Raw genomic sequence first — 15,063 nt, 5'->3', positions numbered from 1 at the left:
GGGTGGAGTGGGGAGGCGTTAGGCGAGAAGAGCTACGATTTCCGCGGCAATCTCCGCGGGCAACCGCGACGCTCCGTCAGCCACCGTCGGCACCGTAGCCCAGCGCCCCAGCAACTGAGCCTTCGCCATCGCGGCATAATTCGTGCGCACCCGGTCCTGCAGCCCGGTATCCGCCTCGTACGCGTCGAACGCATCGTCGGTGTACGACCGCTTGCGCTTCTTCAGGATCAGCCCGCGCGCGATGTCGGCGGGTGTGTCGAGATACACCGACAGATCGGGCTTCGGCAGCGCGAACGATCCCGTCTCCAGGTCGGCGATCCACGCCATCATCGCATCCGCCTCGGGTGGAGGAACCTGCGCCGCCTGATACGCCATGTTCGATGCGATATAGCGGTCGAACACCACCACGTCATTCGCCGCCACCGTCGCCATCAGGTGATCCCGCGATTCCATCCGGTCGAGCGCATACAGCACCGCCGCCGCCTTGGGCGACGTGCCGCGCGGAAGGGTGCCCGCCAGCATCGCGCCCAGCGCCCAGCCGCCGACCGTCTCGGTATAGCGCGGGAACGACACGACCGCGGCGGTGCGGCCGGCGGCGCGCAGTTGCTCGACCACCAACGCCGAGGCGGTGGCCTTGCCCGCGCCGTCGGCGCCTTCGATTGCCAGGAGAAAGCTCATGGGAGCGCCCTAGCAAGCCTGACCGGCTCACCAAAGTCCGCAAATCGATCAGCCCGCGCAATAACCCCGCGCGACTACGGGACGCCCGGCGATGCGGTGTAGCGCGGCGTCCAGTTCGGCCGGGACTTCTCCTTGTCCTTGCGCAGGCGGCGACGGCGGAAAGGGCGCACCCGGACGGCTTGTGCGTCGACACATCGGTGAACAGCGGTCCGCCGAAATACCGGAGCCGTGCGATCGCCCCGATCGCTCAGCCTTCGTGCGCCAACCGCTCATGGTGGCGGATCACTTCGTCGATGATGAAGCGCAGGAATTTTTCCGAGAATTCAGGATCGAGCTGCGCGTCCGCCGCGAGTTGCCGGAGCCGCGCGATCTGGCGTTCCTCGCGGCCGGGGTCGGCGGGCGGCAGGCCGTGCGTCGCCTTGTGCCTGCCGACCGCCTGCGTGACCTTGAAACGCTCGGCGAGCATGTGGATCAGCGCCGCATCGATATTGTCGATGCTCTGGCGATATCCGTTCAACAGGTCGTCAGCCATCGCGCACCCTTCCAGATTGGTTCGGGCGGCCTTTTGCGGGGATGCGTCCTACTCCGCAAGGCCCGGCAAGGCTCGACGGGGCCCGGCAAGGGTTGCTTTGCAGGGGCATAGGCGTCAGAGGCTCGGAGAGATGAGCGCCACCGTCCACCGCCTCGAATCCGTACGTCCCAATTCGGAGCCCCAGCCGTCGCTGGACCCGATGGTCAAACTCGTCTCCGGCGACATGGACCAGGTCAATGCGGTGATCCGCGGCCGGATGCAGTCGGAAATCCCGCTGATCCCCGAACTCGCCGGTCACCTGATCGCGGGCGGCGGCAAGCGGATGCGGCCGATGCTGACGCTCGCGAGCGCCCAGCTGATCGGGTATTCGGGTACGCAGCATCACCTGCTCGCCGCCGCGGTCGAGTTCATCCACACGGCCACGCTGCTGCACGACGACGTCGTCGACGGCTCGGACCTGCGCCGGGGAAAACGCACCGCCAACATCATCTGGGGCAACCCCGCCAGCGTATTGGTCGGCGATTTCCTGTTCAGCCGCAGTTTCGAGCTGATGGTCGAGGCCGGCAGTCTCAAGGCGCTGAAGATCTTGTCCTCGACCAGCGCGGTCATCGCGGAAGGCGAGGTCAACCAGCTCACCGCGGCGCGGCGCGTCGATCTCGGCGAAGAGCGTTATCTCGACATCATCGGTGCGAAGACCGCAGCGTTGTTTGCCGCCGCCTGCCGGATTTCGGCGGTCGTCGCGGAGCGGCCCGAAGCCGAGGAAGCCGCGCTCGACGCCTATGGTCGCAACCTCGGCATCGCGTTTCAGCTGGTCGACGACGCGATCGATTACGTCTCGGACGCGGACACGATGGGCAAGGACGCGGGCGATGACTTCCGCGAGGGGAAAATGACGCTCCCGGTTATCCTCGCCTATGCGCGCGGATCGGCCGAGGATCGTGCGTTCTGGAAGGATGCGGTCGAAGGTCGCCGTGACAGCGAAGCCGATTTGCAGCACGCGATCCGCCTGATCCGCTCGACTCGCGCGATCGACGACACCTTCGCCAGGGCTCGGCATTACGGCCAGCGCGCGATCGATTCGATCGGTGGCTTTCCCAATGGCGCTGCCAAGGATGCGATGGTCGAAGCCGTCGAGTTCGCGGTCGCTCGCGCATACTGATCGCCTTAGCGGATCGGTGATCCGGCATTCGGTAGCGTAGCCTCGCTGACAGGGGCCGATTTGCCGAACAGCGCGCGGTCCGCAGGCCCGAAAGCGTATTTCCACAGGATGTAGAGATAGGTGGCCGCGATCGCGGGTTCGCCGATCGCGAGCTCGACCCATTCGTAGCGTTTGGGCAATGCCGTGAACGCGCCGCCGACGACGATCGCGGCGAGCGCGGCCCAGATCAACGGCCAGCGCCACGGCGACACGTTGGCGCCGAGGAGATGGCCGAGCAGCTTCGACTTGATGATCGAGGTCAGCCCTACCGACAGCATGAGCGCGATCGCCGGGCCGGCCGCCTGGTAATTGACGGGATAGCCCATCGCTCGAATCGTGAAGATCAACGTGAAGCTCAGGCCGACCTGGAACGCGAGCATCGCCGCGGAGATCATCAGATTGCGGTGGCGCGCGATGTAGACCAGCGCCGATTCGCTGACGGCGCCGGTCGAGGCGAGCACTTCGGCGGTCAGCAGGAACGCGAGCGCGGCGGTGCCGGCGACGAATTGCGGCCCGACCACGCCCATCACCGCTTCGCCGGGGATCGAGCCCATCAGCGCGAGGCCGCCTTGTGCCGCCATGATCCAGAACGCGACCTGCCGCACCTGGTTGGCGATCGCCGCGCGGTCGTTGATCGCGAGGCTGTGCGTGATGACGGGGCCGAGGATCGGGTCGAAGCTGGTCTTGAGCTTCTGCGGCAGGCTCGCGACCTGTTGCGCCATGTAATAGATACCGACAATTTTGGGTTCGAACATCACGCCGAGGATGAAGCGGTCGACGTTGCGGCTGCCCCATTCGAGGATGTCGGCGCCGGCGAGCGGCACGTTGGCGCGGGCGAGCGCGTAGAGCGGGCGGAGGTGCGGCGACCAGCCGCGCGGCACGCCGTAGCTGCGCAGGAACGGCACGAGGCTCGCGATCAGCGCCGCGGTCATCGACGCGACGTAGCTGAGCACGAGGCCGTCGCGAATCGTGAAATACGAGAATGCCCAGGCGGCGATCGAGATCGTCCACGGCTCGACGACCGCGCGAGCAGTCACCGCAGCCTTGACGTTTAGGCGATAGGCGAGCGCGGCGAGGCTGACGTCGGACCAGGCGATCGCGACGATGATCAGCGGCAGGAACCGGTCGAGCCCGGTGATCGCGCTGTTCGGGTACATGATCTGTGGGAAGGTGCAGAGCACCACACTGGCGATGAGCGATGCGACGAACGCGACCGCCATCGCGTCCCACACGACGCACGCGTGCGGGCGATCCGTGCTGCTGAGCGCTTGGGCGAGACCGCGCTTCAGGCCGAGCGTGGCGAGGAGCGCGGCGAGTTCGACGACCACGACCGCGATCGCGAACCGTCCGACGAGGTCGGGGCCGTAGATGCGGCCGGCGATGAACAGGAACGGGATCCGCGCGGCAAGGCGGAGGACGAAGCCGGCGATGTTGGTGCGACCGCCCTTCGCGAGCGTGTCGATATCCTGCGTGGCCTCGGTCACTGCCAACAGCCTCCGTCACCCCGGGCTTGTTCCGGGGTCCACGGTTCCGCACAGCCAACGATCGACGAGTACGCGGAACGGTGGATGCCGGAACGAGGCTCTCCTGAGCGTAGCCGAAGGGCCCGGCATGACGGAGAAGACTGGCTCAATGCGCCGCGCCCCAGCTCAGGCCGGTTCCGATCTCGATGCCGAGCGGCACGTCCAGCGTCACCGCGGGTTGCGCCGCCGTTGCCATGACACGCTCGATCACGGGCTTGGCTGCTTCCACGTCACCCTCCGGCAATTCGAACACGAGTTCGTCGTGGACCTGGAGGAGCATGCGGACGTTCGGCAGCCCCGCTTCGAGCAACGCCGGCCCCATGCGGACCATGGCGCGCTTGATGATGTCGGCGCTGGTGCCCTGGATCGGGGCGTTGATCGCGGCGCGCTCGGCACCCTGGCGTTCGTGCTGGATCTTCGAGCGAATGCGCGGGAAGTGCGTCTTTCGGCCGAACAGGGTGGTCGTGAAGCCGCTCGCACGGACGCTTTCGGTGGTCTCGACGATGTAGGTCGAGATGCCGGGGAAGCGATCGAAATAGCGTTCGATCATCGCCTGCGCCTCGTCCGCGCTCACGTCGAGCCGACCGGCGAGACCCCAGCGCGAGATGCCGTAGAGGATCGCGAAGTTGATCGTCTTCGCACGGCCGCGGGTGTCGCGGTTGACCTCGCCGAACAGTTCCTGCGCGGTGAGGCTGTGGATGTCGTCACCGTTCGCGAACGCGGCCTTCAGCGCGGGGACGTTGGCCATGTGCGCGGCCAGCCGCAGCTCGATCTGTGAATAATCGGCGGCGAGGATGACGTTGCCGGGCTCGGCCACGAACGCGTCGCGGATCTGGCGGCCGATCTCCGTGCGGATCGGGATGTTCTGGAGGTTGGGATCCGTCGACGACAGGCGGCCGGTCTGCGCACCGGTCAGGCTGTACGAGGTGTGGACGCGGCCCGTCGCCGGGTTGATCTGCGCCTGCAACGCGTCGGTGTAGGTGGATTTCAGCTTCGACAACTGGCGCCAGTCGAGCACCTTCCGCGCGATCACTGCACCCGGCGAGTCCTTGTCGGCAGCGATCCGCTCCAGTTCGGTGACGTCGGTCGAATAGACGCCCGACTTGCCCTTACGGCCGCCCTTGATGCCCATCTTCTCGAACAGCACGTCGCCCAATTGCTTGGGGCTGCCGATCGTGAATGGTCCGCCGGCGAGCGCGTGGATTTCGGTTTCGAGGCTTGCCATCTGGCCGGCGAACTCGGTCGAGAGTTTCGACAGTTTCGCCGCGTCGACCTTGATGCCGTGCATCTCCATCTGCGCGATGACAGGGACAAGTGGGCGGTCGACCATCTCATATACCCGCGTCGAGCCTTCTGCGGGGAGGCGGCGCTTGAACCGGCGCCAGAGGCGGAGCGTCACGTCGGCGTCCTCGGCTGCGTAACGGGTCGCCGTCTTGAGGTCGATTTCGTTGAAGGTCCGCTGTGTCTTGCCGGTGCCGACGACGTCCTTGAACGCGATGCAGGTGTGCGAGAGATGCGTGGCGGCGAGTTCGTCCATGCCGTGGCCGTGCAGGCCGGCGTCGAGATCGAAGCTCATCACGATCGTGTCGTCGAACGGCGCGATCTGCACCCCACCGGTCGCGGCATAGGCGCGGCCGAGGACGATCATGTCGTATTTGAGGTTGTGCCCGATCTTGAGGACGCTCGGATCCTCCAGCAACGGCTTCAGTTTTGCGAGCACGAGCGCGCGGTCGAGCTGGACCGGGTTTTCCGCGAGCAAATCGGTGCCGCCATGCGCGATCGGGACGTAGCAGGCGAGGTTCGGATGCAGCGCCATGCTCACGCCGACCAGATCGGCGCGCGTGGCGTCGATGCCGGTCGTCTCGGTGTCGATCGCGATCCAGCCCTGATGCTTGGCGATCATGATCCAGCGATCCAGTGCGGCCTCGTCGACGACGGTTTCGTAATCGTCGTGCTTGCAGGGCTCGTCCTCGTCGAGATCGGCCGTGCTCGTGGGTGTCTCGACGGGCGCTTCGGCGACCGCGGAGAGCTTGGCGATCAGCGACTTGAAGCCGTGATGCTCCAGGAACGCACGCAGCGGCGCGTCGGGGATGCCCTTGAGTTCGAGGTCTTCCAGCGGCTCGGGCAGCACGACGTCGCATTTCAGCGTGACGAGCACCTTCGACAGCCGCGCCATCTCGGCATGCTCGATCAGATTGTCGCGCAGCTTGCCCGTCTTCATGCCGTCGGCGGCGGCGAGCACGGATTCGAGATCGCCGTGTTCGAGGATCAGCTTTGCCGCGGTCTTGGGGCCGACGCCGGGCACGCCGGGGACGTTGTCGACGCTGTCGCCCATCAGCGCGAGCACGTCGCCGAGTTGCGCGGGGGAGACGCCGTGGAACTTCTCCGCGACGTGCTCCGCGCCGAGCCGGCGGTTGTTCATCGTGTCGTACATGTCGAGGCCGGGCTCGATCAGCTGCATCAGATCCTTGTCGGACGACACGATCGTGACTTCCCAGCCCTGCGCGAGTGCTGCCTTCGAGTAACACGCGATGATGTCGTCCGCCTCGAGTCCCTCGGTCTCGATGCACGGCAGCGAGAAGGCGCGCGTGGCGTCGCGGATCATCGGGAACTGCGGGACGAGGTCCTCGGGCGGAGGGGGACGCTGCGCCTTGTACTTGTCGTAGAGATCGTTGCGGAAGGTCTTCGATGATTTGTCTAGGATCACGGCCATGTGGGTTGGGCCGTCGGCTGCGTGAACCTCGTCCGCGAGCTTCCACAGCATCGTGGTGTAGCCGTACACCGCGCCGACCGGCTCGCCATGCTTGTTGGTGAGCGGCGGCAGCCGATGATAGGCGCGGAAGATATAGCCGGAGCCGTCGACGAGATAGAGATGGGGCATCGCGCGCGGTCTAGCGGATGCGGGCGCGGGGACCAATGGCGGAAGCGTGGTTGTTGGGTATCAGGTGCGGGGAAAAGTGTTGGGGGAGCACCTGGCCCCTCTGCGCCACCCGCCAACGCCACCCCGGCGGAGGCCGGGGCCCAGTTGGGGGACGGCGATAACGAAGCGGTGTGCGTCGTTACCGGAACCTTTCCAACTGGGCCCCGGCCTTCGCCGGGGTGGCGCTTAAATGGGGCGCCCCGAGGAAGGGCGCCCTTACTTCTTGATCAGCCCGATCTCGACCAGCCGCTCGTACAGATAATCATGCGCAGTGATCGGGTTCGGATAGCGGTTCGCATTGTCCGGCGTGATCGTCCCCGGCAGCGTCTCGATCAGGAAGTCCGGCGCCGGATGCAGGAAGAACGGCATCGAATAACGCGAGTGGCCGCGACGCTCGGGCGGCGGGTTTACGACGCGGTGCGTGGTGGAAGGCAGCACGTTGTTGGTCAGGCGCTGGAGCATGTCGCCAACGTTGACGACCATCGCGCCCTCGGGCGGCTTGATCGACAGCCAGCGGCCGTTGGCGCGGTCGAGCAACTCTAGACCCGCTTCCTCGGCACCGAGCAGTAGGGTGATGAGGTTGATGTCCTCATGCGCGCCGGCGCGGACGCCTTCGGCATCGGCAGGGATCGGGGGGTAATGCAGCAGACGAAGGATGCTGTTACCGTCCTTCACCGCAGGATCGAACCAGTCGGGCTTGAGCTTCAGGTGGCGCGCGATCGCGGACAGGAGCTTGTCGCCGGCGCGGTCGAACGCGGCGAAGAGTTCGAGGAAGACGGGCTTGAAGCCTTCGGGCCGGGTCGGCCAGACGTTCGGGGCCATCGTGTCCGCATAGCGATGACCCTCGGGCAGTTCGCGGCCGACGTGCCAGAATTCCTTGAGGTCGACGACCTTGGCGTCCTTGGCGATCTCGGTCTTGAACGGCGTGTAGCCGCGCGCGCCGCCGCCGCCGGGGATGTGATAGCCGCGCTTCTCGTCCTCGGGCAGGTCGAACAGGAGCTTGGTCTCTGCCCAGGCGCGCTCGATCAGGTCGGCGGGGATGCCGTGATCGGCGACGATCGCGAAGCCGTACCGCTCGAACGATTCGCCGAACGCGGCGGCGAAACCGTCGGGATCGGTGTCCTGCGTGGCGAGGCTGAGGGTCGGGACCTGGGCGGCGGGGGTATCGAGCATGGGTTGCGTGTCCGGATTGGGGGACGCCCGATATAGGGGATCGGGGGGGCGGTGCCAAATGCCTGGGTTAGGCTGCGTTCACATTTTGGACGACCCTCCCTCTGCGGGTGGGCGCCGAAGGTAACGGAGGGGGAGGACGCGAAACAGGCGTCGCTGTTTCCCCCCCTCCGTCTGGCAAGCGCCAGCCACCTCCCCCTGGCGGGGGAGGATACTAGGGCCGCCACTCCGTCACCCCGGACTTGTTCCGGGGTCCACGGTTCCGCGCCATCACGTCTTTCGGGTTTGCGGAACGGTGGATGCCGGAACAAGCCCGGCATGACGGAAGGGGAGCCTTACCCGCTTATGACGATCGTGCCGGTCGCCTTGTCCTTGCCATCAGGAGCCAGTTCCAGGCGGAAGGGTTTGTTCTCGTCCGTCGTCCCGATCAGGTTCGCACCTTCGGGATGGACCTGATAGCCCACCTTGCCGAGCCGCTGTGCAAACCAGTCGCGGACGATCGCGGGCGTTGCCGGGCTGGCGAAGGCGACACGCAACCCGCCCGCCTTGTCGTCGCCGACGATGTTCAGCGTCTTGATCGACGACCCCGGATACAGGCGCACGCCGTTGAGATCGAAGTTGCTCGTGTCGATCTTGATCTTCGGCAGCTTCACCGATCCCTGGAATCCCGGGACGTCGATCTTCATCTCGCCGGTCTCACCGTTGATCGCGCCGAGGACGTTACCGCCATCGGCGTTGATCGAGATCGATGTGCCCTCGTTCGAGCGGTCGCAGGCTGAGAGGGTCGACACGCACGCAAGACCGACGGCGGTGAGCAGGAGCGGGCGGATCATGGCTGTCTCCGGAGTGTATTGTTTCTACAACACAGATAGGGCGCAACGGCGTATCGCGCAATCATCTTGAACCCGCGCCGGTTAGCGGGTTTCGCAAGACCAGCCGAGCGGGTAAAGGCGCTTGCATCATGCAGACCCAGGATCCCCAGTCCGACGCGCCGGCGATGCGCGGCGCGCCGATCGGCTTCGTCGAGTTCGTCGCACTTGTTGCCTCGTTGATGTCGCTGACCGCGCTCGGCATCGATTCGATGCTGCCCGCGCTGCCGGCGATCGGCGACTCGCTCGGCGTCGCGACTGAGAACGGGCGGCAGTTCGTGGTGACTGCGTTCGTCATCGGGTTTGGCGTCGCGCAGCTCGTCCACGGGCCGCTTGCCGATCGGTTCGGGCGGCGGACGGTGCTGCTCTGGTCGCTCGTCCTGTACATCATCGCCAACGTCGCCTGCGCCACCGCGGGCAGCTTCACGCTGCTGCTGGCCGCGCGCGCGTTCGGCGGCGCGGTGATCGCCGCGGCTCGGGTAGCGACGATCGCGCTGGTCCGAGACTGCTATCACGGGCGCGCGATGGCTCGGGTCATGTCGATCGCGTTCATGGTGTTCATGATCGTGCCGATCCTGGCGCCGACGTTCGGTTGGACGGTGCTCCAGTTCGGCGACTGGCGCGCGATCTTCTGGACGGTCGCGGTGCTGACGCTCGGCGTGCTGATCTGGTTCTACCTGCGGATGCCCGAGACGCTCGCGCCCGAGAACGTCCTGCCGATCACGCCGGGGCGGATCCTCGGCGACTGGCGCCAGACGCTCGCCGACCGCAATTCGCTCGGCTACACGCTCGCCTCGACCGCGTTGATGGGCGCGCTGTACGGTTATCTCAATTCGATCCAGCAGATCATGGCGGACGTGTTCCACAAGCCCACCCTGCTCGCGCTGGTCTTTGCGACGACGGCGGTGACGATGGCGGCGTGCAATCTGCTCAACTCGCGGATCGTCATGCGGCTGGGGACTCGGCTTATCAGCCACGGCGCGTTGTCGGTGTTGATCCTGGTGTCGCTGGTCCATTTGTTCGCGATCGAGATCGGGTTCGAGACGCTGGTTAGCTTCGCGATATTCCAGGCGCTGACGCTCGGCTGTTTCGGGCTGGCGACGTCGAACTTCTCGGCGATGGCGATGGAGAATATGGGGCGGATCGCCGGCACCGCGTCGAGCGTGCAGGGGTTCCTGAGCGTCACCGTCGGCGCAGTGTTCGGTGCGCTGATCGGGCAGGCTTTCAATGGCACCACCGTGCCGCTGGTCGCCGGGTTCCTGTTGGCGGGTCTCGCCGCGCTCGTTTCCATCCTGGTCACCGAGCGGGGTCGCTTGTTCCGGCCTGCATCCACCGCACCCACGCGCGCTTGAAGGAACCACCGCGCACGTCCACCGTTCGCATCCGGTAGGCCCGCAACGTGCGGGCATCCTGGAACGAGGGAGTGTGACATGGGCGGACATCAGGTGCCGAGTGCCGGTTCGGGCGACGACGGCTATGACGAAGAGGGCTATGACGAGAGCCAGCGCGCCGAAATCCTCGAGGCCACGCGCAACGGCCCGTCCGACGGCATCATCCTGACTGATCTCGATCCCGACCTGGGCGAGGACGACACCGACGACGAGTCGATCGACGAGACCAAGATGGACTCCGAAGAGGTCGGCGAGACGGATGCGTCCGTCACGATGGACGAGGCCGACATGGACGAGGACGACGTCCAGGACGAACTCGACGACGACACGATCGACGACGATGAAGACCTCAAGGACGCCGACGACGTCGCTTTGAAGCCCTGAACGATCCGCGACGCGCCTGTATCGGGCGCGTCGCCTTCAGCCCGCGGCGTTGGCCAGAATTGCAAGATCGTCCGCATCGAACGTAGCGCCGGTGGCGTCCACAGGCTGCTCCACGACGTTGCCCGATGCGGCTTCGTAGCTGGTTCCGGTGCGTCGCTGGCCACGTCATAGGCCGTCCACAGGATCCCCGCCGACCAGAATAGAGCCGCCCAGCGGCTGCGGAACAAGCGTGAGAACCCCATCGATGCTGCATCGCACACCGATGGTCACCAGCCGGTAAACAGACGGCGCCACTATGCCAGCCGACTGCTTTCTGCCGCTTTTCGGCTGTATTTCTGCCTATACCATGCCGCCGACGCCACACTTCGTTCATGTAAATGACAGGAACCGTTGCTGTAACGCAACACAGCGGAAGTGTTCCCTGAATGTGACGTTTTTTGTGCAACCATGTGCGCGCCGGCCGGTTTGGCTTGCCTGGACCGAACCGACGCACCGTGCAGTCGGGGATCCACGCAACATCGGTATAAGGTCAAACTCATGCGTAAGCTTTCCCTGGCAATCGCCCTCGCCGCCGCAACGGTCGCAGTTCCCGCCTTCGCGCAGGACATGTCGGCACCGGCTCCCACCGACAACAGCGCACAGCTCGGCGAAGCGTCGGCACCAGACGGTTCGAAGGCATTCGGTATCGAGCCGTATGTCGGCATCATGGGCGGTTGGGAGCAGTTCGACAACGAGCGCGGCCACGGCATCCCGCAGGCGCTGAACGCTGACGGCACGACCCGTCGCGGCTACAAGCCATCGGGCTCGCTGGTCCAGGGCGTCATCGGCGTGAACGTGCCGCTCGGCCCGGTCTTCGTCGGCGCAGAAGGCAACGTGATCAAGGGCATCGATGGCAACATCGATTGGGAATACGGCGCAGCAGGCCGCTTCGGCTTCCGCGCTGGCGACAGCGGCCTGATCTACGGCAAGGTCGGCTACCAGTGGGTCAACTTCGACCATTTCTCGGCACGCTCGACCAACGGCGGCGACACCGGTCGTGACTACAGCGCGATCACCTACGGCATCGGCGCAGAAGTCGGTCCGCAGAGCATCGGCCTGAAGGGCATCACCGGCAACGCAGGCTTCCGCATCCGCGCCGAGGTCAACACCTTCGGCGACGCGCAGAGCTTCCGCCCGATGCTCGGCATCATCACGCACTTCTAAGCCTTTGCCTCGCAAGAGGGAAAAGCTGGACGCGTAACGGGGGCGGGGAGTGGCTAAAGCCATTTCCCGCCCTTCGTGCGTCTGGGGTTCGGGGCGTCACGAGCGAGCAAGGTAACGATCGCGCGATCCCGAGCATCGGTGGGCGTCATGGCGGGTTCGATGGCAGGCGCGATTTCAAGCGCGGTGTCGACGGGGACGTGCGGGAACGATGACATGCGCCGATCCGGGCACGGCCGACGCGTGTAGGACGGCGCCGTCTCCAGCCGTGCCGATCCTGTCGGGCAGCGACCTGCGGCAGGCTCGCAAGCGTTGGTTTGGCGGTCCGATCGAGATCATATTGCCCGGTGTGTGGACACGTGGGCGGACTACCCGACCGGTATGACTGCCGCGTCGGTGTGCGTCTCTGATGTTTTTGGGACCTACGCACTAGTCGTCTCATGGTCGTCCTCCCATCCGACACAGGGCGAACAGCGGCATCGGATCGATAATACGGAACCGACTTTGGCCAGCTTGGGTCGGGTGAACAATGTTCACGATGCGTTCGCCTCGTTTCCGACTCCGCTCGCCGCAAGGCCGGTGCCGACAAGGGTGACATCCTCGCGCGCGCGCGTACGCGCGAGGGACGATGGAGTATGTGTTTGATTTCATGCGGTTGCTGGGCGGCAATCGCGCTGGCGCCGCGCGTGGGCGCGGGGGTACTCCGCGCGGAGGTGCTGGGCGCGGCGCCAAGCCGGGAGTCCTGCTGCAACTCCGCCTGGTGTTCTACGGCGTGCTGCTCGGGCTGATGATGCCGGTGATCCGCCAGATCGACTGGTCGGAGCTGGTGCCGCCCGGATTGAAGATCGAATGGCCGACCGGGTTCGGCATCGCCTGGCCCGCCGGGCATCTGCGCGTGCCGGGAGGCTGGGGCTGGGGTGCGGACGCGGCCAAGCCGGAAGCGCCGTCCGCTGCACCGGCCGTCGCCGGAACCGCGACGAATGGGGGTGGTGCCGCCGCTACCACCGCCGCCGCTACCACCGCCGCCGCTACCACCGCCGCCGCCACCACCGCCGCCGCCACCACCGGCGCCGCCGCCGCCACAGGGGCCTTGGCCACCGCAGTGGGTGTCGCCAGCGCGGCGTCGACCGCCGCTGCCGCCGCATCCGCGCTATCGGGCGGCAAGCCCGTATCCGCGCGCTTCACGATCTGCGGCCACGCCAAGCGGATCGACTGCATGGTCGACGGCGACACCTTCTGGATGGCCGGCACCAAGATCCGCATCGCCGACATCGACACCCCCGAAACCCACCCGCCCCGCTGCGCCCGCGAAGCACGGCTGGGGCAGGCGGCAACGCTGAAGATGCAGGCGCTGCTCAACGCCGGCCCCTTTACGCTGACCCCGATCAAGCGCGACGTCGACCGCTACGGCCGGAAGCTGCGGATCGTCGAGAGGGGCGGGGAGTCGCTGGGCGCGGTCCTGGTCCGCCACGGACTCGCGCGGCGGTACGGTGGGGGCAAGCGCTCGCCCTGGTGCAGATAAAACTTAATCAATAAGTTTCTTAAGTTGCTCCAGCAGAGATGATTCCAATCCTGTGTTAAAATTGTTCTCTTCTATGGCTTGCCGTACCCAACCTTTACCGTGGCCCCCGACGTCGGGAACATAGTTCTCTAGTTCGCCTTCCTGTAAAATCATAACGCCGTGATCATTCATGTGGTTTATAAAATCGCGAATAACCTTCTGGGATTCACCTTTAGGTAGCAAGCGTAAACCGGCAGCCTTCAATGACCACGATCTACTTAATCCTTCCGCAGATTTTTTTATCGATCTTATCGCTCTCATCCTAATATCGTCAGTATCATTATCCGACGTATGGCGAAGAGTGTCCTCTATTTCTTTGAGGGCTTGCGCGGCGGGTGGAACCTTTATCTCAAAAGGAAGTCTTTTAAGAGCTGCGAGGTATGGAGATATTTCGATGTTTAGCGACTTTGAAATCGATTCAATAATATTGATATTAAGCAAGACATCGATGTCAAATATACATTTCGCTTCTACACCAAGTTGGCTCAAGCTATCTATGATGGAAGGTACTGCTGATTTCCCATAACTGGGTATCCAGAATGTCTCTTCGATTTTACTTGACTCACCCGCTCTTTCCAAAGCCCACTTAAAAAACATAATATCAGCTTCGGCTTCACAGACAACAGCCTGTCCATAAAAAAGGGCGTCAAGTGCATTTGTGTGTACGAGAAATGGCTCTGTGCTAAAACTTCTTACTTGCTCCATGTTTACAACATGCCACGGTCGTTCACTTCGGTGATGATCAAGGTATAGCAGTTGCACATCTGCGCCAGTCGAAATTGCTCCTCGAATGATATCTGCGCTATGAGTTGCAATTACCGCTTGCCTACCTTCGTCGTTCGCAAGTGTAGCAAGCTCTCTGCCAAGCCGATGGGCTTGAGGAGGGTGAAGAAAAGCTTCCGGTTCATCGATTAATGTGACAGGTCGAGCATCCGCGTAAAAATTTAATAAAATCCCAACGTATGACCTTATCCCGTCGCCTAGCAAATCGATTGGAGACATATTCTTTAATATATGCTCCTCGTAATCGCTGGATAATCGCTCCGAGTCGGTTAGTTCGCCGAGATGGGCTATTGTATTCGCGCCCGTCCGATTAATTCGTAGTCCCTTTCCGAAGGGTTCTTCGACTTTGTCGGAGAAAGCTAGTTCTTTGTCCGGTTCAAAGAAGAAAGTATGGTACGGATGAGAAACTTGTCGATCTATTACGTCTGGCGCTGATACTCTATCCGAGAGGCCTATTCGGTCACGAGCATCTAATATCTTAATCAGATAATCCGAATAACCTAACCGGTTGGATTGGTAAAAACCTGTTGTAAAAACCTTTAGAACATTGTTGCCAGTTTTAAGGCTTGTTACAAAGCTGCTGCTATGTTCTTTAAAGTGGATTGATATAAACTTATCAAAATCCTCTTTTTCTCCTAATTCCCAGGATGATTCGAAAATCCACTTTGTGTTCGCTTCACTGCTTGCTTTGTAGTCAAGCATAAGCTCCCCAAGAAACGTCGACTTTCCCCCGTTATTTGGACCAACAACAAAGGTAATGGACGGTATTAGAGGTATTACTTCGCCATCAAGAAGTTTAACGTTCTTGATATAAGGGGAGTAGCGGCCTGAGGCTTTTAATGACGACATTATTA

12 protein-coding genes are annotated in these 15,063 nt (G+C 63.6%); 5 read left to right on the top strand and 7 right to left on the bottom strand.

Annotation, left to right across the window (positions count from 1 at the left end; genetic code table 11):
• Positions 1-18: 18 nt before the first annotated feature.
• Both AC1MLZ_RS08615 and AC1MLZ_RS08610 read right to left on the bottom strand, forming a co-directional pair.
• On the bottom strand, positions 19-678 hold the full coding sequence (locus AC1MLZ_RS08615) for a dTMP kinase (RefSeq protein ID WP_480961277.1): 660 nt from the start codon (positions 676-678) through the stop codon (positions 19-21).
• Between the two features lie 247 nt (positions 679-925).
• A complete protein-coding gene (locus tag AC1MLZ_RS08610) occupies positions 926-1,210 on the bottom strand; it encodes a chorismate mutase (protein WP_480961276.1) in 285 nt (94 codons plus the stop codon).
• A 130-nt stretch (positions 1,211-1,340) separates the two neighbouring features.
• Here AC1MLZ_RS08610 and AC1MLZ_RS08605 point away from each other — a divergent pair, with 130 nt between their 5' ends.
• The gene (locus AC1MLZ_RS08605) at positions 1,341-2,369 is read left to right on the top strand and encodes a polyprenyl synthetase family protein (protein WP_480961275.1); all 1,029 of its coding nucleotides are present in this window, start codon (positions 1,341-1,343) and stop codon (positions 2,367-2,369) included.
• Between the two features lie 5 nt (positions 2,370-2,374).
• Here AC1MLZ_RS08605 and AC1MLZ_RS08600 read toward each other — a convergent pair whose 3' ends face one another.
• From AC1MLZ_RS08600 to AC1MLZ_RS08585, 4 genes are all read right to left on the bottom strand, one after another.
• The gene (locus tag AC1MLZ_RS08600) at positions 2,375-3,892 is read right to left on the bottom strand and encodes a lipopolysaccharide biosynthesis protein (protein ID WP_480961506.1); all 1,518 of its coding nucleotides are present in this window, start codon (positions 3,890-3,892) and stop codon (positions 2,375-2,377) included.
• Positions 3,893-4,037: 145 nt separating this feature from the next.
• Positions 4,038-6,812: a DNA polymerase I gene (gene polA, locus AC1MLZ_RS08595; protein ID WP_480961274.1), complete on the bottom strand. Its 2,775-nt coding sequence runs from the start codon at positions 6,810-6,812 to the stop codon at positions 4,038-4,040.
• A 255-nt stretch (positions 6,813-7,067) separates the two neighbouring features.
• Complete coding sequence (locus tag AC1MLZ_RS08590; protein WP_056055084.1) at positions 7,068-8,024, bottom strand: isopenicillin N synthase family dioxygenase; 957 nt, start codon at positions 8,022-8,024, stop codon at positions 7,068-7,070.
• Between the two features lie 332 nt (positions 8,025-8,356).
• Positions 8,357-8,854 carry a hypothetical protein gene (locus tag AC1MLZ_RS08585; RefSeq protein ID WP_480961273.1) on the bottom strand — a complete coding sequence of 166 codons (498 nt, stop codon included), beginning with the start codon at positions 8,852-8,854 and terminating at the stop codon, positions 8,357-8,359.
• Between the two features lie 128 nt (positions 8,855-8,982).
• Here AC1MLZ_RS08585 and AC1MLZ_RS08580 point away from each other — a divergent pair, with 128 nt between their 5' ends.
• The 4 genes from AC1MLZ_RS08580 to AC1MLZ_RS08565 all read left to right on the top strand — a co-directional run bounded on the left by AC1MLZ_RS08580 (position 8,983) and on the right by AC1MLZ_RS08565 (position 13,387).
• Positions 8,983-10,242 carry a multidrug effflux MFS transporter gene (locus AC1MLZ_RS08580; protein ID WP_480961272.1) on the top strand — a complete coding sequence of 420 codons (1,260 nt, stop codon included), beginning with the start codon at positions 8,983-8,985 and terminating at the stop codon, positions 10,240-10,242.
• Between the two features lie 78 nt (positions 10,243-10,320).
• Positions 10,321-10,665 carry a DNA primase gene (locus AC1MLZ_RS08575; protein ID WP_480961271.1) on the top strand — a complete coding sequence of 115 codons (345 nt, stop codon included), beginning with the start codon at positions 10,321-10,323 and terminating at the stop codon, positions 10,663-10,665.
• Between the two features lie 537 nt (positions 10,666-11,202).
• A complete protein-coding gene (locus AC1MLZ_RS08570) occupies positions 11,203-11,868 on the top strand; it encodes an outer membrane protein (RefSeq protein ID WP_480961270.1) in 666 nt (221 codons plus the stop codon).
• A gap of 625 nt (positions 11,869-12,493) precedes the next feature.
• Positions 12,494-13,387 carry a thermonuclease family protein gene (locus AC1MLZ_RS08565; RefSeq protein WP_480961269.1) on the top strand — a complete coding sequence of 298 codons (894 nt, stop codon included), beginning with the start codon at positions 12,494-12,496 and terminating at the stop codon, positions 13,385-13,387.
• A gap of 3 nt (positions 13,388-13,390) precedes the next feature.
• On the opposite strand, the gene AC1MLZ_RS08560 is transcribed toward AC1MLZ_RS08565, so the two are convergent.
• Entirely contained in the window at positions 13,391-15,058 is a 1,668-nt protein-coding gene (locus tag AC1MLZ_RS08560) for an ATP-dependent nuclease (RefSeq protein ID WP_480961268.1), read from the bottom strand.
• Positions 15,059-15,063 lie beyond the last annotated feature (5 nt).

It is taken from the genome of Sphingomonas sp. PEI4 (assembly GCF_056679955.1).
This window is presented reverse-complemented; position numbering and strand designations above follow the sequence as displayed.

Coding starts and splice junctions, on each gene's coding strand:
- AC1MLZ_RS08605 (WP_480961275.1), top strand. CDS start 1,341: ATGAGCGCCACCGTCCACCGCCTCGAATCCGTACGTCCCAATTCGGAG.
- AC1MLZ_RS08575 (WP_480961271.1), top strand. CDS start 10,321: ATGGGCGGACATCAGGTGCCGAGTGCCGGTTCGGGCGACGACGGCTAT.
- AC1MLZ_RS08570 (WP_480961270.1), top strand. CDS start 11,203: ATGCGTAAGCTTTCCCTGGCAATCGCCCTCGCCGCCGCAACGGTCGCA.
- AC1MLZ_RS08560 (WP_480961268.1), bottom strand. CDS start 15,058: ATGTCGTCATTAAAAGCCTCAGGCCGCTACTCCCCTTATATCAAGAAC.
- AC1MLZ_RS08585 (WP_480961273.1), bottom strand. CDS start 8,854: ATGATCCGCCCGCTCCTGCTCACCGCCGTCGGTCTTGCGTGCGTGTCG.
- AC1MLZ_RS08565 (WP_480961269.1), top strand. CDS start 12,494: ATGGAGTATGTGTTTGATTTCATGCGGTTGCTGGGCGGCAATCGCGCT.
- AC1MLZ_RS08610 (WP_480961276.1), bottom strand. CDS start 1,210: ATGGCTGACGACCTGTTGAACGGATATCGCCAGAGCATCGACAATATC.
- AC1MLZ_RS08590 (WP_056055084.1), bottom strand. CDS start 8,024: ATGCTCGATACCCCCGCCGCCCAGGTCCCGACCCTCAGCCTCGCCACG.
- AC1MLZ_RS08615 (WP_480961277.1), bottom strand. CDS start 678: ATGAGCTTTCTCCTGGCAATCGAAGGCGCCGACGGCGCGGGCAAGGCC.
- AC1MLZ_RS08580 (WP_480961272.1), top strand. CDS start 8,983: ATGCAGACCCAGGATCCCCAGTCCGACGCGCCGGCGATGCGCGGCGCG.
- polA (WP_480961274.1), bottom strand. CDS start 6,812: ATGCCCCATCTCTATCTCGTCGACGGCTCCGGCTATATCTTCCGCGCC.